Genomic DNA, 13529 nt, shown 5'->3' on the forward strand with positions numbered 1-13529 from the left:
TTGTCCGGTTTCGCCGTGGGAAATCCGATGTAAAGCGTGCAATCCGATTTGAAGACGCAAACCACAGCTGCCCCCTTGACACACCCGCCGCACAGGCATAACGTACAACCAAATGGTTGCACAAAGAGAACTGAGCGAAGCGGAGGTCGACCGTGTCTTCCACGCACTGGCGACGTCGACCCGGCGCGACATCCTGCGCCGGACGATCGAGCGGGAGCAGTCGGTCTCGACCCTCGCCTCCGAATACGAGATGTCGTTCGCCGCGGTGCAGAAGCACGTCGCCGTGCTCGAGGCCGCGAACCTCATCGTCAAGCGCGCCGAGGGACGCGAGCGGCTCGTCCGCGCGAACCCCGAGATGATCGCCCGCGCCAGGGCGCTCCTCGCCCGATACGAAGAGCTGTGGCGGTCGCGCATCGCCCGACTCGACGATCTGCTGGCCGAGACTGCTCGGTCCAACTCGTCCGACAACAGCGACAGCACGAACACTGAACAAGGAGACTGAACATGCCTGTCACCGACGTCATCACCGATGCCGACAACCTGACCATGACCGTGGTCGCCGACTTCGCCGCCCCCATCGAGAGGGTGTGGAGCGCCTACTCCGACCCGCGGCAGCTCGAGCGCTTCTGGGGCCCTCCCGGATGGCCGGCCACCTTCACCGCGTGGGACCACACCGTCGGCGGTCGTGCGCAGTACTCGATGAACGGTCCGCGCGGGGAGAAGTCGTCCGGGTCGTGGGAGTTCATCTCGATCGATGCGCCGAACGCGTTCGAGGTCATCGACTCGTTCGTCGACGAGAACGGCACACCGCTCGACGGCTTCCCCGCCCAGCGGATGACCTTCGCCTTCGAGTCCACCGCCGACGGCACCCGCATGATCACAACGAGCCACTTCGACTCGGTCGACGCCCTCGAGCAGGTCGTCGAGATGGGCCAGGTCGAGGGGATCAAGATGGCGATGGCGCAGCTCGACACCGTGCTGCAGGACCTCCGCGACTACGCGCAGGGCAAGGGCACGCGACTGGAACTGCTCGACGACACGCACGTGCGCATCACCCGCCTGGTCGATGGGCCGCGCGAGCTGGTGTGGCGCGCGCACTTCGAGCCCGATCTCATCCGCAAGTGGATGCTCGGGCCCGACGGGTGGGAGATGACGGAGTGCGTCGCCGCCACCGAGGTCGGCCAGTCGTACCGGAACTCGTGGACGCCGGTCGGCGACACCGAGGGGCAGCCGTTCGGATTCGAGGGGGAGGCGCTCCTGATCGATGCTCCGCGCCGCGCAGTGACCACCGAGCGGATGCAGGGCCTGCCGACCGAGACCCTCAACGATCTGAACCTGTATGAGGAGGACGGCGCGACCCTCGTCACTCTGCTCATCGAGTACCCCGACAAGGAGACGCGCGACATGATCCTCGCCACCGGCATGGTGGACGGCATGGAGTCGTCGTTCGCCCGTCTGGAGCGGGAGCTGCTCGCCGTCTGAGTGTGAACAACTCCTCAGGACCGGCCGGACCCCCGCGGTCCGGCCGGTTCTCCGGCTCTCGGCGCACTGTTCTTGAGGAGTTGTCCACGCGCCGCCTGCCGCACCCGACGCGGAGTCGGCAGGCGGAACCCGATGAGGCGGGATAGGGTGGCGTCACGATGAGGATCACGCGCCGCACTCTGCTCCTCGGCGCCGGAGCCGGTGTCGCTTCGGTGCTGCTCGTCTCCTGTACCCCCGAACCTGCGCCCACGCCCACCCCCACCCGCACGCGTGAGCCGGAGCCTCCGCCCGGGGTTCCCGCCGCGGCAGGGAGCGTGCGCAGCACCTGGACAACGGACCCGTACTCTCTCGGCGCCGTCAGCTTCACCCCGGTCGGTGTGCTGTCCGATACCCGCTCCGCCTTGGCGCGACCCGTCGGCAAGCGGCTGTTCTTCGCGGGCGAGGCGACAGACGTCGACGCTCCCGGCTCGGTGCGCGGAGCCATCGCCTCGGGCACCCGCGCCGCCGAAGAAGTCATGGTCCCGGCGACCTCGGGCGAACGCATCGCGGTGGTGGGCGCAGGACTCGCCGGCGCGACGGTCGCCGCGCTCCTCGCCGAGGGCGGCATGGAGGTCACGGTCTTCGAGGCACGAGACCGTGTCGGCGGGAGGATCCACTCGCGCCTCGACGACTCCTGGCCCGTACCGGCGCAGCTCGGGGCCTGGCTTTTCAACGCGGACGACAGCGAGGTGCTCGATCGCCTGAGCAGCGGGGAGGTCGGGATCGTCGATCTCTCCGGCGAACTCTGGCGTGGAGCCGACGGCGACATCGACCCGGTCGACCCGCAGCCTTTCGACGCCGCGATCACGACGGCCCAGGCTGCTCCCGAAGACACCTCCGTGGCCGACGCGCTGACCGCCGCGGGTATCGACCCTGCTGACCCCGCGACCGCCGCATTGCTCGCGATCCTCGCCGCCCGCACCGGAGCCGGCGCCGACGAACTCTCGAGCTGGTTCGCGCCGCCGTTGCCCACAGGAGACCCGAAGGCGGCGACGGGCGACCTCACGCCGTTCATCGAGAAGACGCTCGACGGCGTCACCGTCGGCCTCAACTCGCCCGTCGCGAGACTGGCGTACGACGACTCGGGGGTGAGCGTGCGTCTCGGTACCGGGGAGGCGCTGTCGTTCGACCGGGTCGTCGTCACCGTGCCGCTCGGGGTGCTGCAGGACCGGAGCATCGAGTTCGACCCGCCCCTGCCCTTCTCCAACCGCGGCGCGGTCTCCGCTCTCGGCATGGGCGCGATCGAGACGGTGTGGCTGCGCTGGGACGAGGCGTTCTGGGACAGCGAGGAGGCGATCTGGCACTCTGTCGGTGCCGACGTGGCGATCCCGACCTGGATCAACCTGCGACCCGCGACCGGGGAGAACGTGCTCGTGGGGATCGTGGGCGGAGCGGCTGCCGCCGACTTCGCGCAACTCGACGAGGACGAGGCCATCGAAGCCGCCCTCGCCTCGCTCTCCCTCTACGTCTGACCGACGCGCTCGTCTATCGAGGCCTGCACGACCGTCGGAGTCTCCGCGCTCTGCTCGCCCTCCCTGCGCAGCGTTCGCGGCAGCGGCATGCGGCTGATGAGCACGAGCACCGAGGCGACCAGGGCGAACGTCGCGAGGGCGATCGCGGACGACACGAGGAACTCCAGCGGCCCGCTCACCTGTCGCGGGTCGAGGAAGTAGTAGGGGTACCAGCCGATCAGTGGCCCACGGATCATCGTGAACACGCCCCAGAGCACGGGATAGGCGAGCGTCACCGGCACCACCCGCCATGGGACGGAACGGTGCCCGGGGGCGAGTGCCCATGCCGCCACCGTCACTGCGGGCAGCCAGAAGTGGAGCACCTGATCCGACCACGGGACGTCGATGCGGATACCGCGGACCCCGGCCTGCCAGACGAGGATGGCGAACACGAGTCCAGCCGTGATCGTCCAGGTCAGCACGAGAGCCAGCGCGACCGTGAGCCAGCGCGGATCGCGTGCCGTGCGCAGGGCGATCACGCCCGCGATGCTCAACAGCACCACGAACGCGATGTTCGACTGGTTGGTCAGATAGGCGAAGAAGTTCTGGCTGGCGATGGTGTTCGACGCCAGGCCCCAGGCGAGTCGATGGATGAGCGCCACGAGGCAGACGGCGGCGGCGCCGAGGCGGAGCAGGCCGAAGACGGTGCGGGCCTTCACCGCTGCGTCACCACCCATTCCGTCATCCGCCGAGTCTACGGACCGCTCCTCGGAGGAGCCGCCGTGCCGCAGCGGGCGCCCTCACCCGCGACGGTCGCTCAGCGCCGCGGCTCCCGGGTCGACCACAGCGCCAGAGCGACGAGCACGGGCTGGAAGAACAGTCTGACGAAGCGCTTCATGTCGGTGTCGAGACCGAATCCGTCGCGGTGGTGCATCCACTGCGCCACGTTGCCGGGGAACACGGCGACGAAGAACAGGGCGGCGATCGTGCCGACGGTGCGCCGACGGCGGCGTGCCAGCAGCAGAGCGGAACCGAGCGCGACCTCGGCCACGCCGGAGGCCAGCACCGTGGTGTCGGGGTCGAGGGGCAGCGACTCCGGCACCTGCGCCTGGAACTCCTCGCGCGCCACCGTGAGGTGGGAGACGCCGGCGAAGACGAGCGATGCGCCGAGGAAGATACGGCCGATGGTGCGGGCAGGAGTCGACATGGTGCGAGTGTACGCCTCCGCCACTGCGCTCAGATCAGCCGGCGGAGCGCCTCTTCGAGCGAGACGCCCTGAGCCTCTGCACGGTCTCGCAGCCTCGCGTGCTCGTCGGACGACAGCGGGATGCGCAGCTCGATCGGGTCGTCCTCCGGCGCATCCAGCCCGTCGAGGAGATCGGAGGCCTCGGCCCACAGGGTCTCTGCGCCGGGCGCCGGTGTTGTGGGAGTGGAGGCCGGAGCCGAGGGGGCGGACGCGGCGACCGCAGCTGAGGCGGCGACCGCAGCTCCGGCATCCGTCGCCATCGTGAAGCCCGGTCCTCGCCGCGGTTCCTGCTCGGCCTGGTACGCCTTCGCTGCCGCGTTCGCCCGCTCGTCGGCGGCCTCGTTCAGGGGGTGACCTGCGTGGCCCTTGACCCAGGAGAACTCGACGTCACGGCCGCGGATGGCTTCGTCGATGCCCTCCAGCAGGTCGCGGTTCAGCACCGGTCCGCCGTCGGACTTGCGCCAGCCCTTGCGCTTCCACCCCGGCATCCACTTGGTCACGGAGTCGATCACGTACCGGCTGTCGCACTCGATCAGCAGCTTCTCGTCGGTGCCGGCCGTCGCGCGCAGCAGTTCCAGCACGGCGCGCAGCTCGCCCTGGTTGTTGGTGCCGTGTGGCGAACCGCCGGCCGCCCAGTTCGCGTCGTCGATGTACCAGGCCCAGCCGTTGGGGCCGGGGTTGCCCAGGGCGGAGCCGTCTGCGGCGGCGGTGATCGTCATCCTTCAACCGTAACGGTGGGGGACGACGCGGAACTCACCGCCGGACCACCATCGGGGTGCCGGTGACCGGATCGGGTGTCACCACCGCGTCGATGCCGAAGACGTCGCCGACGCGCTCTGCCGTGATGAGTTCGGACGGGGTGCCGGTGGCGATCACGTGCCCCTCCTTCATGAGCACGAGGTTGTCCGCATACCGAGCCGCCTGGTTGAGGTCGTGCAGCACCGCGATGACGGTCTTGCCCTGCGTGTTGAGGTCCCGCAGCAGATCGAGCAGCTCGTACTGGTGCGCGATGTCGAGGAAGGTCGTCGGCTCGTCGAGCAGCATCACCGGTGTCTGCTGGGCGAGCAGGAGCGCGACCCAGACGCGTTGCCGCTGCCCACCGGACAGCTGGTCCACGTAGCGCTCGGCGAGGTCGGTGGTGTTGGTCGCGGCGAGAGCCTCGCGCGTGGCGGTGTCATCGGTGGACGTCCACCGCTGCAGTGCGGAGTGGTGCGGATACCTGCCGCGCGAGACCAGGTCGGCGACGCGCATCCCCTCGGGGGCGATGGCGTCCTGCGGCAGGAGTCCCATCCTGCGGGCGAGCTCCTTGGAGCCGTACTCGCCGAGCGCGCGGCCGTCGAACAGTACGTCGCCTGATTCGGGCTTCAGCACCCGGGCGAGGGCGCGCAGCACGGTGGACTTGCCCGAGGCGTTCGGCCCGAGGATCACGGTGAACGACCCCTCCGGCAGCGCCAGATCGACGCCGTCTACGACGACCTTGCCGTCGTAGGCGACGACGAGTCCACGGGCTTCGAGTGCCGGGTGCGGCGTGGTCATTGTTCCTCCGGGTGTTCGAATCGCCCGAATGGTTCCGTTTCCGGGTGGAATGGAACCAATCGAGCGATTCGAAAGGGGTCAGCCGAGCAGGTCTTCGACCTGGTCGATGACAAGGTTGGCACCGATCACGCCGATGCCCACCATCCAGGTGTCGTCCTCCACCTCGAAGGCCTTGTCGCCGGAGGGGCCGGGCTGGGCGCCCCACAGTCCGGTGATCCGCTCCTGCGTGGTCGCGGTGGGGTCTCCGCCGGGGCTCATGTAGAACACCACGTCGCCATCGATCTGCTCGTAGAGCTCGGGGCTGAGCTCCATCATCGAGTACTCGTTCCAGTCGCGGTCGGCTCCCAGGTCGAACCCCATGTCGGTGAGCAGCGAGCCCGAGAACGTGCCGGGCCCGTACAGGCGGAAGTTGTCGGCGCGGAAGCGCACGATCGATGCGGTGGTGCCGTCGGCTTCGACCGCCGAGCCGACCTCGGATGCGCGGTCCTCGACGCCCTTGATGAGCTCGTCCATCTTGTCGCTCTGGTCCACGGCGGCGGCGGTCAGCACGGCCTGCTCGGTCCAGTTGGTGCCGGTGTCCTCCGAGAAGACGGTGGGCGCGATGGCCGACAGCTCCTCGTAGAGCGCCTCGTGCCGCACCTTCGAGCCGATGATCAGGTCGGGGGCGAGGTTCGCGATCGCGTCGACGTCGGGCTCGGCGATGAAGCCGATCGATTCGGTGCCGTCGAGATCATCGGCGAGGTAGGCCGGGAAACCGCGTCCGGCCCCGATCTCCGGTGCGCCGACCGGAGTGATGCCCAGGGCGACCAGCGCGTCCATCTGCGGGGAGTCGAGCACGACGATCCGCTCGGGTACCGACTCGAACTCCGTCTCGCCCATCGCGTGCTCCACGGTATAGCTCGTGTCCGTGGCGGGAGCGGATTCCTCCGCTGCGGGGGTGCTCGAGCATCCTGTGGCGATCAGGGTGATCGCGGCCAGAGAGGCGACAGCGGTGGCGAGCGGACGGAAGCGCGTTCGATGAGGTCTGTTCACGTCTCACAACCCTAGTGATGTTTGGTTAGGCTATCCAAATATGAGTTCCGAACCGGTCGTCGTCGCGCGTCGTCGTGCCCCGCTCGCGGCATCCCGCTTCCCCGTGTGGTTCGGCATCGCCCTGGTCGTGGCCGTGCTGGCGATCTCGCTGGCATTGAGCCTCGCCGTCGGTGCGCGGTTCGTGCCCCTCGGTGAGGTGGTGCTCTCGCTGTTCGGCACGGGGGACCAGAACGTCCTGAACATCGTCGGCGAGCTGCGCGTGACCCGCACCGTCAACGCGGTCATCTGCGGCGTCGCGCTGGGTGCTGCCGGTGTGCTGATGCAGGCGCTCACCCGCAACCCGATCGCGGACCCCGGGATGCTGGGGGTCAGCGCCGGCGCCTCGTTCGGCGTGGTCGCCGGCATGAGCGTGCTGGGCGCCCTCGGCGTCGGCGGCACGATCTGGCTCGCGCTCGCCGGAGCCGCTCTCGCTTCTGCGGTGATCTTCTGGTTCTCGGGCACCCGGTTCGCCTCCGGTTCGCCCGTGCGACTGATCCTCGCCGGCGTCGCGTTCTCGGCCATCCTGGCCGGGCTCTCGCAAGCGATCGTGCTGACGGATGAGACGGTGCTCGACGCGTTCCGCTTCTGGCGAGTCGGCTCCCTCACCGCCCGACCTGTGGAAGAAGCGCTGCCGCTGGTCGTCTTCATCATCGTCGGCGTGATCCTCGCTCTGCTGCTCGGGCCCGCACTGAACCTGATGGCACTCGGCGACGACAGCGCGATCGCCCTCGGGGTGAAGCCCGGTGTCGTGCGCGCGCTCGTGCTCCTCGCCGTCACGCTGCTGTGCGGCACGGCGACCGCGATCGCCGGTCCCATCGCGTTCGTCGGTCTCGTCATCCCGCATCTGCTCCGTCGCCTCGTCGGACCCGACCTCCGCATCGTGCTGCCGCTGTCGCTGCTCGCGGCCCCGGCGATGCTGCTTCTGGCCGACACCCTCGGCCGCGTGATCGGCGGAGGCGGCGAGGTGCAGGTCGGCATCGTCACGGCTCTGATCGGCGGCCCGCTGCTCATCGCCTTCGTGGTCGGCAGGCGGACGGCGGGGATCTCATGAGCCTGCGCACCGTCGCGCTGACGTCCGACGACCGTGTCCTCCGCGGAGAGCGCTGGTCCTTCCGGTTCAGCCATCGCACGGCCCTCGTGTGCGGCATCCTCGCCGGCGTCCTGCTGGTGCTGCTGGTCGCCGCGCTCATGATCGGCGAGTACATCGTCACCCCGGCCGCACTGATCGAGACGCTCCTCGGTCGCCCGCCGGAGCGACTCGACGAGTTCTTCGTCCTCGGGCGCCGCCTGCCGCGAAGCCTCGTCGCGATCGTCGTCGGCGCGAGCCTGGCCGTCGCCGGGGCCGTGTTCCAGAGCCTGACCCGCAACCCGCTCGCCAGCCCCGACGTGATCGGCATCAGCAGCGGTGCCTCGGTCGGCGCGGTGGTCGTGATGCTCGTGCTGGGCGGATCCCTGGCGCAGGCGGCCCTCGGAGCGGTCATCGGTTCCCTCGTGATCGCGGGCGTGATCGTCGTGTTCACCGCGCGTTCCGGGCTCCACGGCGTGCAGCTGATCCTCACCGGTGTCGCGCTGTCGGCCACCGCCATGGCCGTGGTCGACTACGTGCTGACGCAGGTGTTCGTCGCGAGCGCGACCACGGCGCAGACCTGGTTGATCGGATCGCTGCAGGGCCGGGGATGGGGTGATCTGCTGCCTGCGCTGATCGCGTTGCTCCTGATCATCCCGCTCCTCGTCTGGGCGGCGCCGGCTGCGCGGATGATGGCACTCGGCGACAGTGTCTCGACCGCACTGGGCGTGCGGACGGTGCGGGCGCGATGGATCCTGCTCGTCGCCGCGACCCTGCTCGTGGCGGTCGCCGTCGCCACGGCCGGGCCGATCTCGTTCGTCGCGCTGATCGCCCCGCACATCGCCCGGCGTCTGACCGGTGCGACGAGCTTCCTCGCCTCGGGGCTCGTGGGGGCGCTGCTGCTGCTCACGAGCGACCTGCTCGCGCAGAACATCTTCCCGGCGCCGATCCCGGTCGGCGTCGTCACCATCACCGTCGGCGGCGCATTCTTCCTGTGGCTGCTCTGGAGAGAGGGGGCTCGGCGTGGCTGAGCACACCATCGACCGCGTCCGTCCTCCACAGCGTCCTCGCCGTTCCGGAGCTCGCGTCTTCGCCGCCCGCGTCACGGCCGTGCGCGATCTCACCCCGCACATGCGGCGGCTCACCATCTCCGCGGCGGAGTTCGCCGACTACGCGCCCGCGGGACCGGACGAGTACCTCGGTCTGCTGCTGCCCCGCGACGAGAGCGTTCCGCTCGTGCTGCCCGCGAACGATGGGACGGAGAACATCCGTGCGGCTGTCGCGGCCATCCCCGACGAGGAGCGGCCGGATCTGCGGTGGTACACGTTGCGCGACCACCGCCCCGAGGCTCGCGAGATCGACGTCGACTTCGTCGTGCACGGCGACGAGGGCCCAGGAACCCGATTCGCCGGACGAGCGCGCGCCGGGTCGGCCCTCGGCATCCGCGAGTGCACGGCCTTGTATGCCCCACTGCCCGAGACCCGCGCCCGAGTGATCATCGGCGACGAGTCGTCACTACCCGCGATCGCCCGCATCCTCGAGGCGACGGAAGCTGCGGAGACGCATGTCTTCATCGAGATCGCGGATGCCGCGGAGAAACAGGATCTCGCGGGCGCCGTCACCTGGGTCGAGCGCCGGGGTGAGCTGCCCGGTGCGCGACTGCAGCAGGCGGTACGGGCTGCTGCGCTGCCCGAGGTGATCGACTATGCGTGGGTGTGCGGAGAGCGACTCGCGGTGCAGGAGCTGCGCCGTCACCTGGTCGACCGTGGCGTCTCGAAGGACCGGATCACGTTCTCGGGCTACTGGCGGCTGGGTGAGGCGCGGGGCTGAGGTCGGCGGCTCCGGCCGGTCTGTCAGTCCTTCTCCGGGTCGTCGTCCTGGGGCTCCCGGTTCTCGGTCGCGGTGGCTTCCGGCACGGGAGGGGCGACCGGGAAAAGGACCGAGCTCAGGTCACCGCTGGTCTCTGCGCCGAGTCCGATCGACAGCGGATCGACGACGGGTGCCGTGTCGAGGACTTCCGATTCGGAGCGCTCGAGCGGTTCCGAGGGCAGCACCCACTGGTTCTCTTCTTCTTCAGGCTTCTGCTGGAACAGTCCCATGGGGTCCATTGTGACCCCGTGCGGCCGAGACAGGGCCGGATTCACACGCGATTGATCGGATGCCGCCGCGCGCCGGGCGTGTCAGGTGGAGGCCGCGCGCACGGCGTCGACGAGCGCGCGCCAGGGGCCGTCGAGCGCGGAGTCCGGCAGCTCGCGTTCGCGTCTCTCGGACGGCGTGCGCGCTCGGATGCTCCACATGAACCGGTCGGCACCGACGCTGCCGTCCGGTTCCTGGTCCCACGGGCAGCGGTCGATCAGATCGATCCACTCCACGGCGTCGTCGGGTTCCGCTTCCACCCGCCATTGGCGACGGATACCGGCGATGCCGCCGGTGCGCACCACCGCGATGACGACCTGTGCGTCAGTCGGTGGAGGGGACTCGCTCATCCCCATAGACTCCCACGGTCGTCCACGCCCGTCGAGCGGCTGCGGCTGTGGCGGCGTCGATGGTCGTGGCCGCGGCGACGGTGGCGTCGGCGAACTGCGTGAAGTTCGCGGTGCTCGACAGGCCTCCGGTGAGGGCGCGATACCAGACGGTTCCCGCGCGCTCCCAGGCGTTGCCGCCGAGGTCGGTGGCGAAGAGGGCGAACGCACGGTTGGGGATGCCGGAATTGATGTGCACCCCGCCGTTGTCTTCGGTGGTGCGGACGAAGCCGCTCATGTGGTCGGGCTGCGGATCGCGGCCGAGTTCGTCGTCGTCGTAGGCGGTGCCGGGCGCGATCATCGAGCGCAGCGCCGCGCCTTCGACCGCATCGGTGAAGATCTCGGCGCCGATGAGCCAGGTCGCCTGGTCGGCCGTCTGGCCGAGGGCGTACTGCTCGGTCAGGGCGCCGAACACGTCGGCGATCGACTCGTTCAGGGCGCCGGGCTGCCCCTGGTACTCGAGGTCGGCGGTGTGCTGCACCACGCCGTGGGCGAGCTCGTGGCCGATGACGGTGAGCGAGCCGGTGAAGTGCTGGAACACCTCGCCGTCTCCGTCGCCGAAGACCATGCGCTCGCCGTCCCAGAACGCGTTGTCATAATCGACGCCGTAGTGCACGGTCGCATCCAGCGGGGCTCCAGCGTCGTCGAGGGAGTTGCGACCGAACGCTGCCAGGAGCATCTCGAAGGTGGCCCCGAGCCCGTCGTAGGCCTCGTTCACCGCGGTGTCTTCGACCGGGGCGTCGTCTTCGCCGCGCACGACAGCGCCGGGCAGCTGCTGAGTGTTGCCCGCGTCGCTGATGGTGCGGTTGGGGGCGTCGGACAGCTGCGCGACGAGATCGCCGTTCTCGTCGATCGACAGGTCGATGCGGGCGCGGAACGGCGGACGCCCGGCGGTCAGGGTCTGTCGCGCGGCAGCTGCGGCCTTCGGGAAGCGGCCAGACTCGGCCAGACGCGCGAGCAGATAGGAGGGGACCACTCCATGACGTTCTCCGGATGCTGTGCTGCTCATGGTGCGACCCTACGCCGGGGTGCCGACGTTCGGGAGCGTCCCACTCCCGGCGCGGTCAGTCGCGAGCGGGATCAGGCAGACGCGTCGAAACAGGCAGTTCCGACGCAGGACGGCCAGTTCTCGCGTGTTGGCCTGTGTTCGCGAGAGCCCTGCGGGCAGCGCTCGCCCCTCGCGGTCCTCGTCTCAGTCGCGCTCGATGCTCAGCACTGTCGTGCGCAGGCCGTCGGATTCGAACTGCACCGGCATGCCGGGGTGGTCGACCGAGAACCAGAAGACACCGTCGACGGTGTCGTACCTGCGGCAGGTGAGAGCGCCGAGGGGAGTCGTCAGGCTCACCGTCGACACACTCGTGGTCTCGGGATCGAACGCGGAGTGGCCCTGGAGTTCGAGCCAGGTCACCCGGTTCGAGACGACCGCCTTCGGGTCCTCGATCGACCAGCGGTCGAGCGTCGCGCCCTCGTCGTCCACGTCGTGATAGCGGTTGACGTGCTCGCCGAGCGGGCCGTCCGGACCTTCCAGGAGCAGGTGGATCGTCGTGCCGTTTCCGATGGCGTCGCGGATCTCCGCGGCGGTGAACGGCGTCGGAAGGAGCGCGGGGTCGATCAGGTGCGGATCAGGATCGGTCATGGAGCCAGTCTGCGTCATGCCCCGCTCGTTCGTCACGGGATGGTCTCGATGGCGCGGTCCCCACCACCATTCCTTGACAGGATTGCGTTCTGTATACAGAATACCAGTACGCCCGAAGGGTGTTCCCGACCTGATCTTCCAATGATGAAAGAGGTAGCGAGATGGCACGTGCGAACGTGACGCGGTTTCTGGCACTGGGGGCCGCCGGCGCTCTGGCACTCGGACTCGCCGCGTGCAGCGGTGGAGGTGGAGGAGGCGGTGGGGGCGTCAACGCCGACGGCAACGCCACCGTCGTCTGGTCGACCTGGGGCACGGCCGACGAGCTCACGCGCTATGAGGAGTTCAACAAGGACTTCATGGAGCGCCACCCCGACATCAAGGTCAAGCTGCAGCCCGTGGCGGACTACGGCGACTACCACTCCAAGCTGCTCGCTCAGCTCACCAGCAACACCGCCCCCGACGTGTTCTACGTGGGCGACGACAAGATCGGCCAGTTCGTCGACTCGAACCGGCTCATGCCGCTCAGCGACCTGATGGACTCGAAGGAGAGCAAGACGAAGAAGGACGACTTCTTCCCCGGGCTCTTCGGCGCTGCCGAGAACGACGGCGAGGTGTACGCCGCCCCGAACGACTCGAACCCCGACGTGTTCTGGTACGACAAGCAGGCGCTCGCCGCCGCCGGCATCACCGAAGACCCGGCGACCCTGGCCGAGAACGGCGAGTGGACGACCGACAAGTTCCTCGAGATGAACAAGAAGCTCCACGACGCGGGCCTGACGGGAACGATGTACTGGAACTACTGGGCGACGCACTGGAGCTGGCTGTCTTCACAGGGCCTCGACGCCCCGTACGACGACTCCGGTGCGTTCGTCGCGAACAAGGATGCCGACACCGTCGAGTCCGTGCAGCAGCTCGGCGACCTGTTCGAAGACGGCACCTTCGTCGTCGCGGACACCCTGCCGGACGGTGCCGGGGCCGACAGCGTGTTCGTGACGCACAAGGCCGGCTTCTTCGTGCAGGGCCGCTACACGATCGGCACGGTGAGCGCGACGGGCGAGCAGGACAGCTACGACATCGTGCAGTGGCCGACTCCCGACGGCGAAGCCGCTCCGACCGGAGTCGCGACCAGCTTCCTCGCCATCAACGGCAAGACCAAGGTGAAGGACGCCGCGTTCACGTTCTGGACCGAGTTCCTCTCGGCGGAGGGGCAGACCTTCCGTCTGCAGGGCGGCGGCAATGCCGTCCCGTCGATCAAGGGCGCCGATGATGTGGTGCTCGAGGGCGACTACCCCGCGCATGCGCAGACCTTCCTCGACATGCGTGACATCGGATTCGAGGACTACCCCGCCGAGGCGCGCGTGCCTGGCCTGCCGACCGCGATCGCGGACGAGTTCCTGAAGCTCTACCAGGGCAAGACCGACGCGCAGGCCACACTCGACACGATCGCCGACGTGGTCAAGGACCGGTCGGAGAAGTAGGC

General features: G+C 69.1%; 16 protein-coding genes. 7 read left to right on the plus strand and 9 right to left on the minus strand.

Features of this window, described 5'->3' with window-relative positions; translation table 11 throughout:
• Positions 1–112 precede the first annotated feature (112 nt).
• The 3 genes from ILP86_RS15620 (at position 113) to ILP86_RS15630 (ending at position 2993) form a co-directional block, all read left to right on the plus strand.
• Positions 113–502: a helix-turn-helix transcriptional regulator gene (locus ILP86_RS15620; protein ID WP_058632728.1), complete on the plus strand. Its 390-nt coding sequence runs from the start codon at positions 113–115 to the stop codon at positions 500–502.
• A gap of 2 nt (positions 503–504) precedes the next feature.
• A complete protein-coding gene (locus ILP86_RS15625; protein ID WP_193762398.1) occupies positions 505–1482 on the plus strand; it encodes an SRPBCC family protein in 978 nt (325 codons plus the stop codon).
• A 158-nt stretch (positions 1483–1640) separates the two neighbouring features.
• Positions 1641–2993 carry an NAD(P)/FAD-dependent oxidoreductase gene (locus tag ILP86_RS15630; protein ID WP_193762399.1) on the plus strand — a complete coding sequence of 451 codons (1353 nt, stop codon included), beginning with the start codon at positions 1641–1643 and terminating at the stop codon, positions 2991–2993.
• On the opposite strand, the gene ILP86_RS15635 is transcribed toward ILP86_RS15630, so the two are convergent.
• From ILP86_RS15635 to ILP86_RS15655, 5 genes are all read right to left on the minus strand, one after another.
• Positions 2984–3709: a Pr6Pr family membrane protein gene (locus ILP86_RS15635; RefSeq protein WP_046746938.1), complete on the minus strand. Its 726-nt coding sequence runs from the start codon at positions 3707–3709 to the stop codon at positions 2984–2986. The two genes, ILP86_RS15630 and ILP86_RS15635, sit on opposite strands and share 10 nt — an antisense overlap.
• An 80-nt stretch (positions 3710–3789) precedes the next feature.
• A complete protein-coding gene (locus tag ILP86_RS15640; protein WP_046746984.1) occupies positions 3790–4179 on the minus strand; it encodes a DoxX family membrane protein in 390 nt (129 codons plus the stop codon).
• Between the two features lie 29 nt (positions 4180–4208).
• Positions 4209–4937, minus strand: a complete 729-nt coding sequence (locus tag ILP86_RS15645) for a ribonuclease H (protein ID WP_061015394.1) — start codon at positions 4935–4937, stop codon at positions 4209–4211.
• A gap of 34 nt (positions 4938–4971) precedes the next feature.
• Positions 4972–5754, minus strand: coding sequence for an ABC transporter ATP-binding protein (locus ILP86_RS15650; RefSeq protein ID WP_046746936.1), 783 nt, complete (start codon positions 5752–5754; stop codon positions 4972–4974).
• 78 nt (positions 5755–5832) lie between these two features.
• On the minus strand, positions 5833–6786 hold the full coding sequence (locus ILP86_RS15655; RefSeq protein ID WP_058632060.1) for an ABC transporter substrate-binding protein: 954 nt from the start codon (positions 6784–6786) through the stop codon (positions 5833–5835).
• A 40-nt stretch (positions 6787–6826) separates the two neighbouring features.
• Here ILP86_RS15655 and ILP86_RS15660 point away from each other — a divergent pair, with 40 nt between their 5' ends.
• Genes ILP86_RS15660 through ILP86_RS19935 form a run of 3 tightly spaced genes read left to right on the plus strand, consistent with a single transcriptional unit; the run spans position 6827 to position 9721 of the window.
• On the plus strand, positions 6827–7876 hold the full coding sequence (locus tag ILP86_RS15660; protein WP_061015396.1) for an iron ABC transporter permease: 1050 nt from the start codon (positions 6827–6829) through the stop codon (positions 7874–7876).
• Positions 7873–8922 (plus strand): iron chelate uptake ABC transporter family permease subunit, encoded by a 1050-nt coding sequence (locus tag ILP86_RS15665; protein WP_061015397.1) that lies wholly within the window; start codon positions 7873–7875, stop codon positions 8920–8922. Before ILP86_RS15660 ends, ILP86_RS15665 begins: the two co-directional genes overlap by 4 nt.
• Positions 8915–9721 carry a siderophore-interacting protein gene (locus ILP86_RS19935; protein WP_061015398.1) on the plus strand — a complete coding sequence of 269 codons (807 nt, stop codon included), beginning with the start codon at positions 8915–8917 and terminating at the stop codon, positions 9719–9721. The genes ILP86_RS15665 and ILP86_RS19935 overlap by 8 nt, the downstream gene beginning before the upstream one ends.
• A 23-nt stretch (positions 9722–9744) precedes the next feature.
• Here the strand turns inward: ILP86_RS19935 and ILP86_RS15675 are convergent, their stop codons facing one another.
• The 4 genes from ILP86_RS15675 to ILP86_RS15690 form a co-directional block, all read right to left on the minus strand.
• Positions 9745–9990 carry a hypothetical protein gene (locus ILP86_RS15675; RefSeq protein WP_061015399.1) on the minus strand — a complete coding sequence of 82 codons (246 nt, stop codon included), beginning with the start codon at positions 9988–9990 and terminating at the stop codon, positions 9745–9747.
• An 81-nt stretch (positions 9991–10071) separates the two neighbouring features.
• Complete coding sequence (locus ILP86_RS15680; protein ID WP_193762400.1) at positions 10072–10377, minus strand: protealysin inhibitor emfourin; 306 nt, start codon at positions 10375–10377, stop codon at positions 10072–10074.
• On the minus strand, positions 10352–11422 hold the full coding sequence (locus ILP86_RS15685; protein ID WP_227751323.1) for a M4 family metallopeptidase: 1071 nt from the start codon (positions 11420–11422) through the stop codon (positions 10352–10354). Before ILP86_RS15685 ends, ILP86_RS15680 begins: the two co-directional genes overlap by 26 nt.
• Positions 11423–11605: 183 nt before the next feature.
• On the minus strand, positions 11606–12049 hold the full coding sequence (locus ILP86_RS15690) for a hypothetical protein (RefSeq protein ID WP_227751324.1): 444 nt from the start codon (positions 12047–12049) through the stop codon (positions 11606–11608).
• Positions 12050–12210: 161 nt separating this feature from the next.
• Between ILP86_RS15690 and ILP86_RS15695 the strand changes: the two genes are divergently transcribed.
• Positions 12211–13527 (plus strand): sugar ABC transporter substrate-binding protein, encoded by a 1317-nt coding sequence (locus ILP86_RS15695; protein WP_193762401.1) that lies wholly within the window; start codon positions 12211–12213, stop codon positions 13525–13527.
• Positions 13528–13529: the final 2 nt, after the last annotated feature.

It is taken from the genome of Microbacterium sp. R1 (assembly GCF_015159725.1).
GTDB lineage: Bacteria > Actinomycetota > Actinomycetes > Actinomycetales > Microbacteriaceae > Microbacterium > Microbacterium oxydans.

Excerpts from the sequence above, each read along its gene's own strand:
- ILP86_RS15620 (WP_058632728.1), top strand. The coding sequence starts at position 113 with ATGGTTGCACAAAGAGAACTGAGCGAAGCGGAGGTCGACCGTGTCTTC.
- ILP86_RS15625 (WP_193762398.1), top strand. The coding sequence starts at position 505 with ATGCCTGTCACCGACGTCATCACCGATGCCGACAACCTGACCATGACC.
- ILP86_RS15630 (WP_193762399.1), top strand. The coding sequence starts at position 1,641 with ATGAGGATCACGCGCCGCACTCTGCTCCTCGGCGCCGGAGCCGGTGTC.
- ILP86_RS15635 (WP_046746938.1), bottom strand. The coding sequence starts at position 3,709 with ATGGGTGGTGACGCAGCGGTGAAGGCCCGCACCGTCTTCGGCCTGCTC.
- ILP86_RS15640 (WP_046746984.1), bottom strand. The coding sequence starts at position 4,179 with ATGTCGACTCCTGCCCGCACCATCGGCCGTATCTTCCTCGGCGCATCG.
- ILP86_RS15645 (WP_061015394.1), bottom strand. The coding sequence starts at position 4,937 with ATGACGATCACCGCCGCCGCAGACGGCTCCGCCCTGGGCAACCCCGGC.
- ILP86_RS15650 (WP_046746936.1), bottom strand. The coding sequence starts at position 5,754 with ATGACCACGCCGCACCCGGCACTCGAAGCCCGTGGACTCGTCGTCGCC.
- ILP86_RS15660 (WP_061015396.1), top strand. The coding sequence starts at position 6,827 with ATGAGTTCCGAACCGGTCGTCGTCGCGCGTCGTCGTGCCCCGCTCGCG.
- ILP86_RS15665 (WP_061015397.1), top strand. The coding sequence starts at position 7,873 with ATGAGCCTGCGCACCGTCGCGCTGACGTCCGACGACCGTGTCCTCCGC.
- ILP86_RS15675 (WP_061015399.1), bottom strand. The coding sequence starts at position 9,990 with ATGGGACTGTTCCAGCAGAAGCCTGAAGAAGAAGAGAACCAGTGGGTG.
- ILP86_RS15680 (WP_193762400.1), bottom strand. The coding sequence starts at position 10,377 with ATGAGCGAGTCCCCTCCACCGACTGACGCACAGGTCGTCATCGCGGTG.
- ILP86_RS15685 (WP_227751323.1), bottom strand. The coding sequence starts at position 11,422 with ATGAGCAGCACAGCATCCGGAGAACGTCATGGAGTGGTCCCCTCCTAT.
- ILP86_RS15690 (WP_227751324.1), bottom strand. The coding sequence starts at position 12,049 with ATGACCGATCCTGATCCGCACCTGATCGACCCCGCGCTCCTTCCGACG.
- ILP86_RS15695 (WP_193762401.1), top strand. The coding sequence starts at position 12,211 with ATGGCACGTGCGAACGTGACGCGGTTTCTGGCACTGGGGGCCGCCGGC.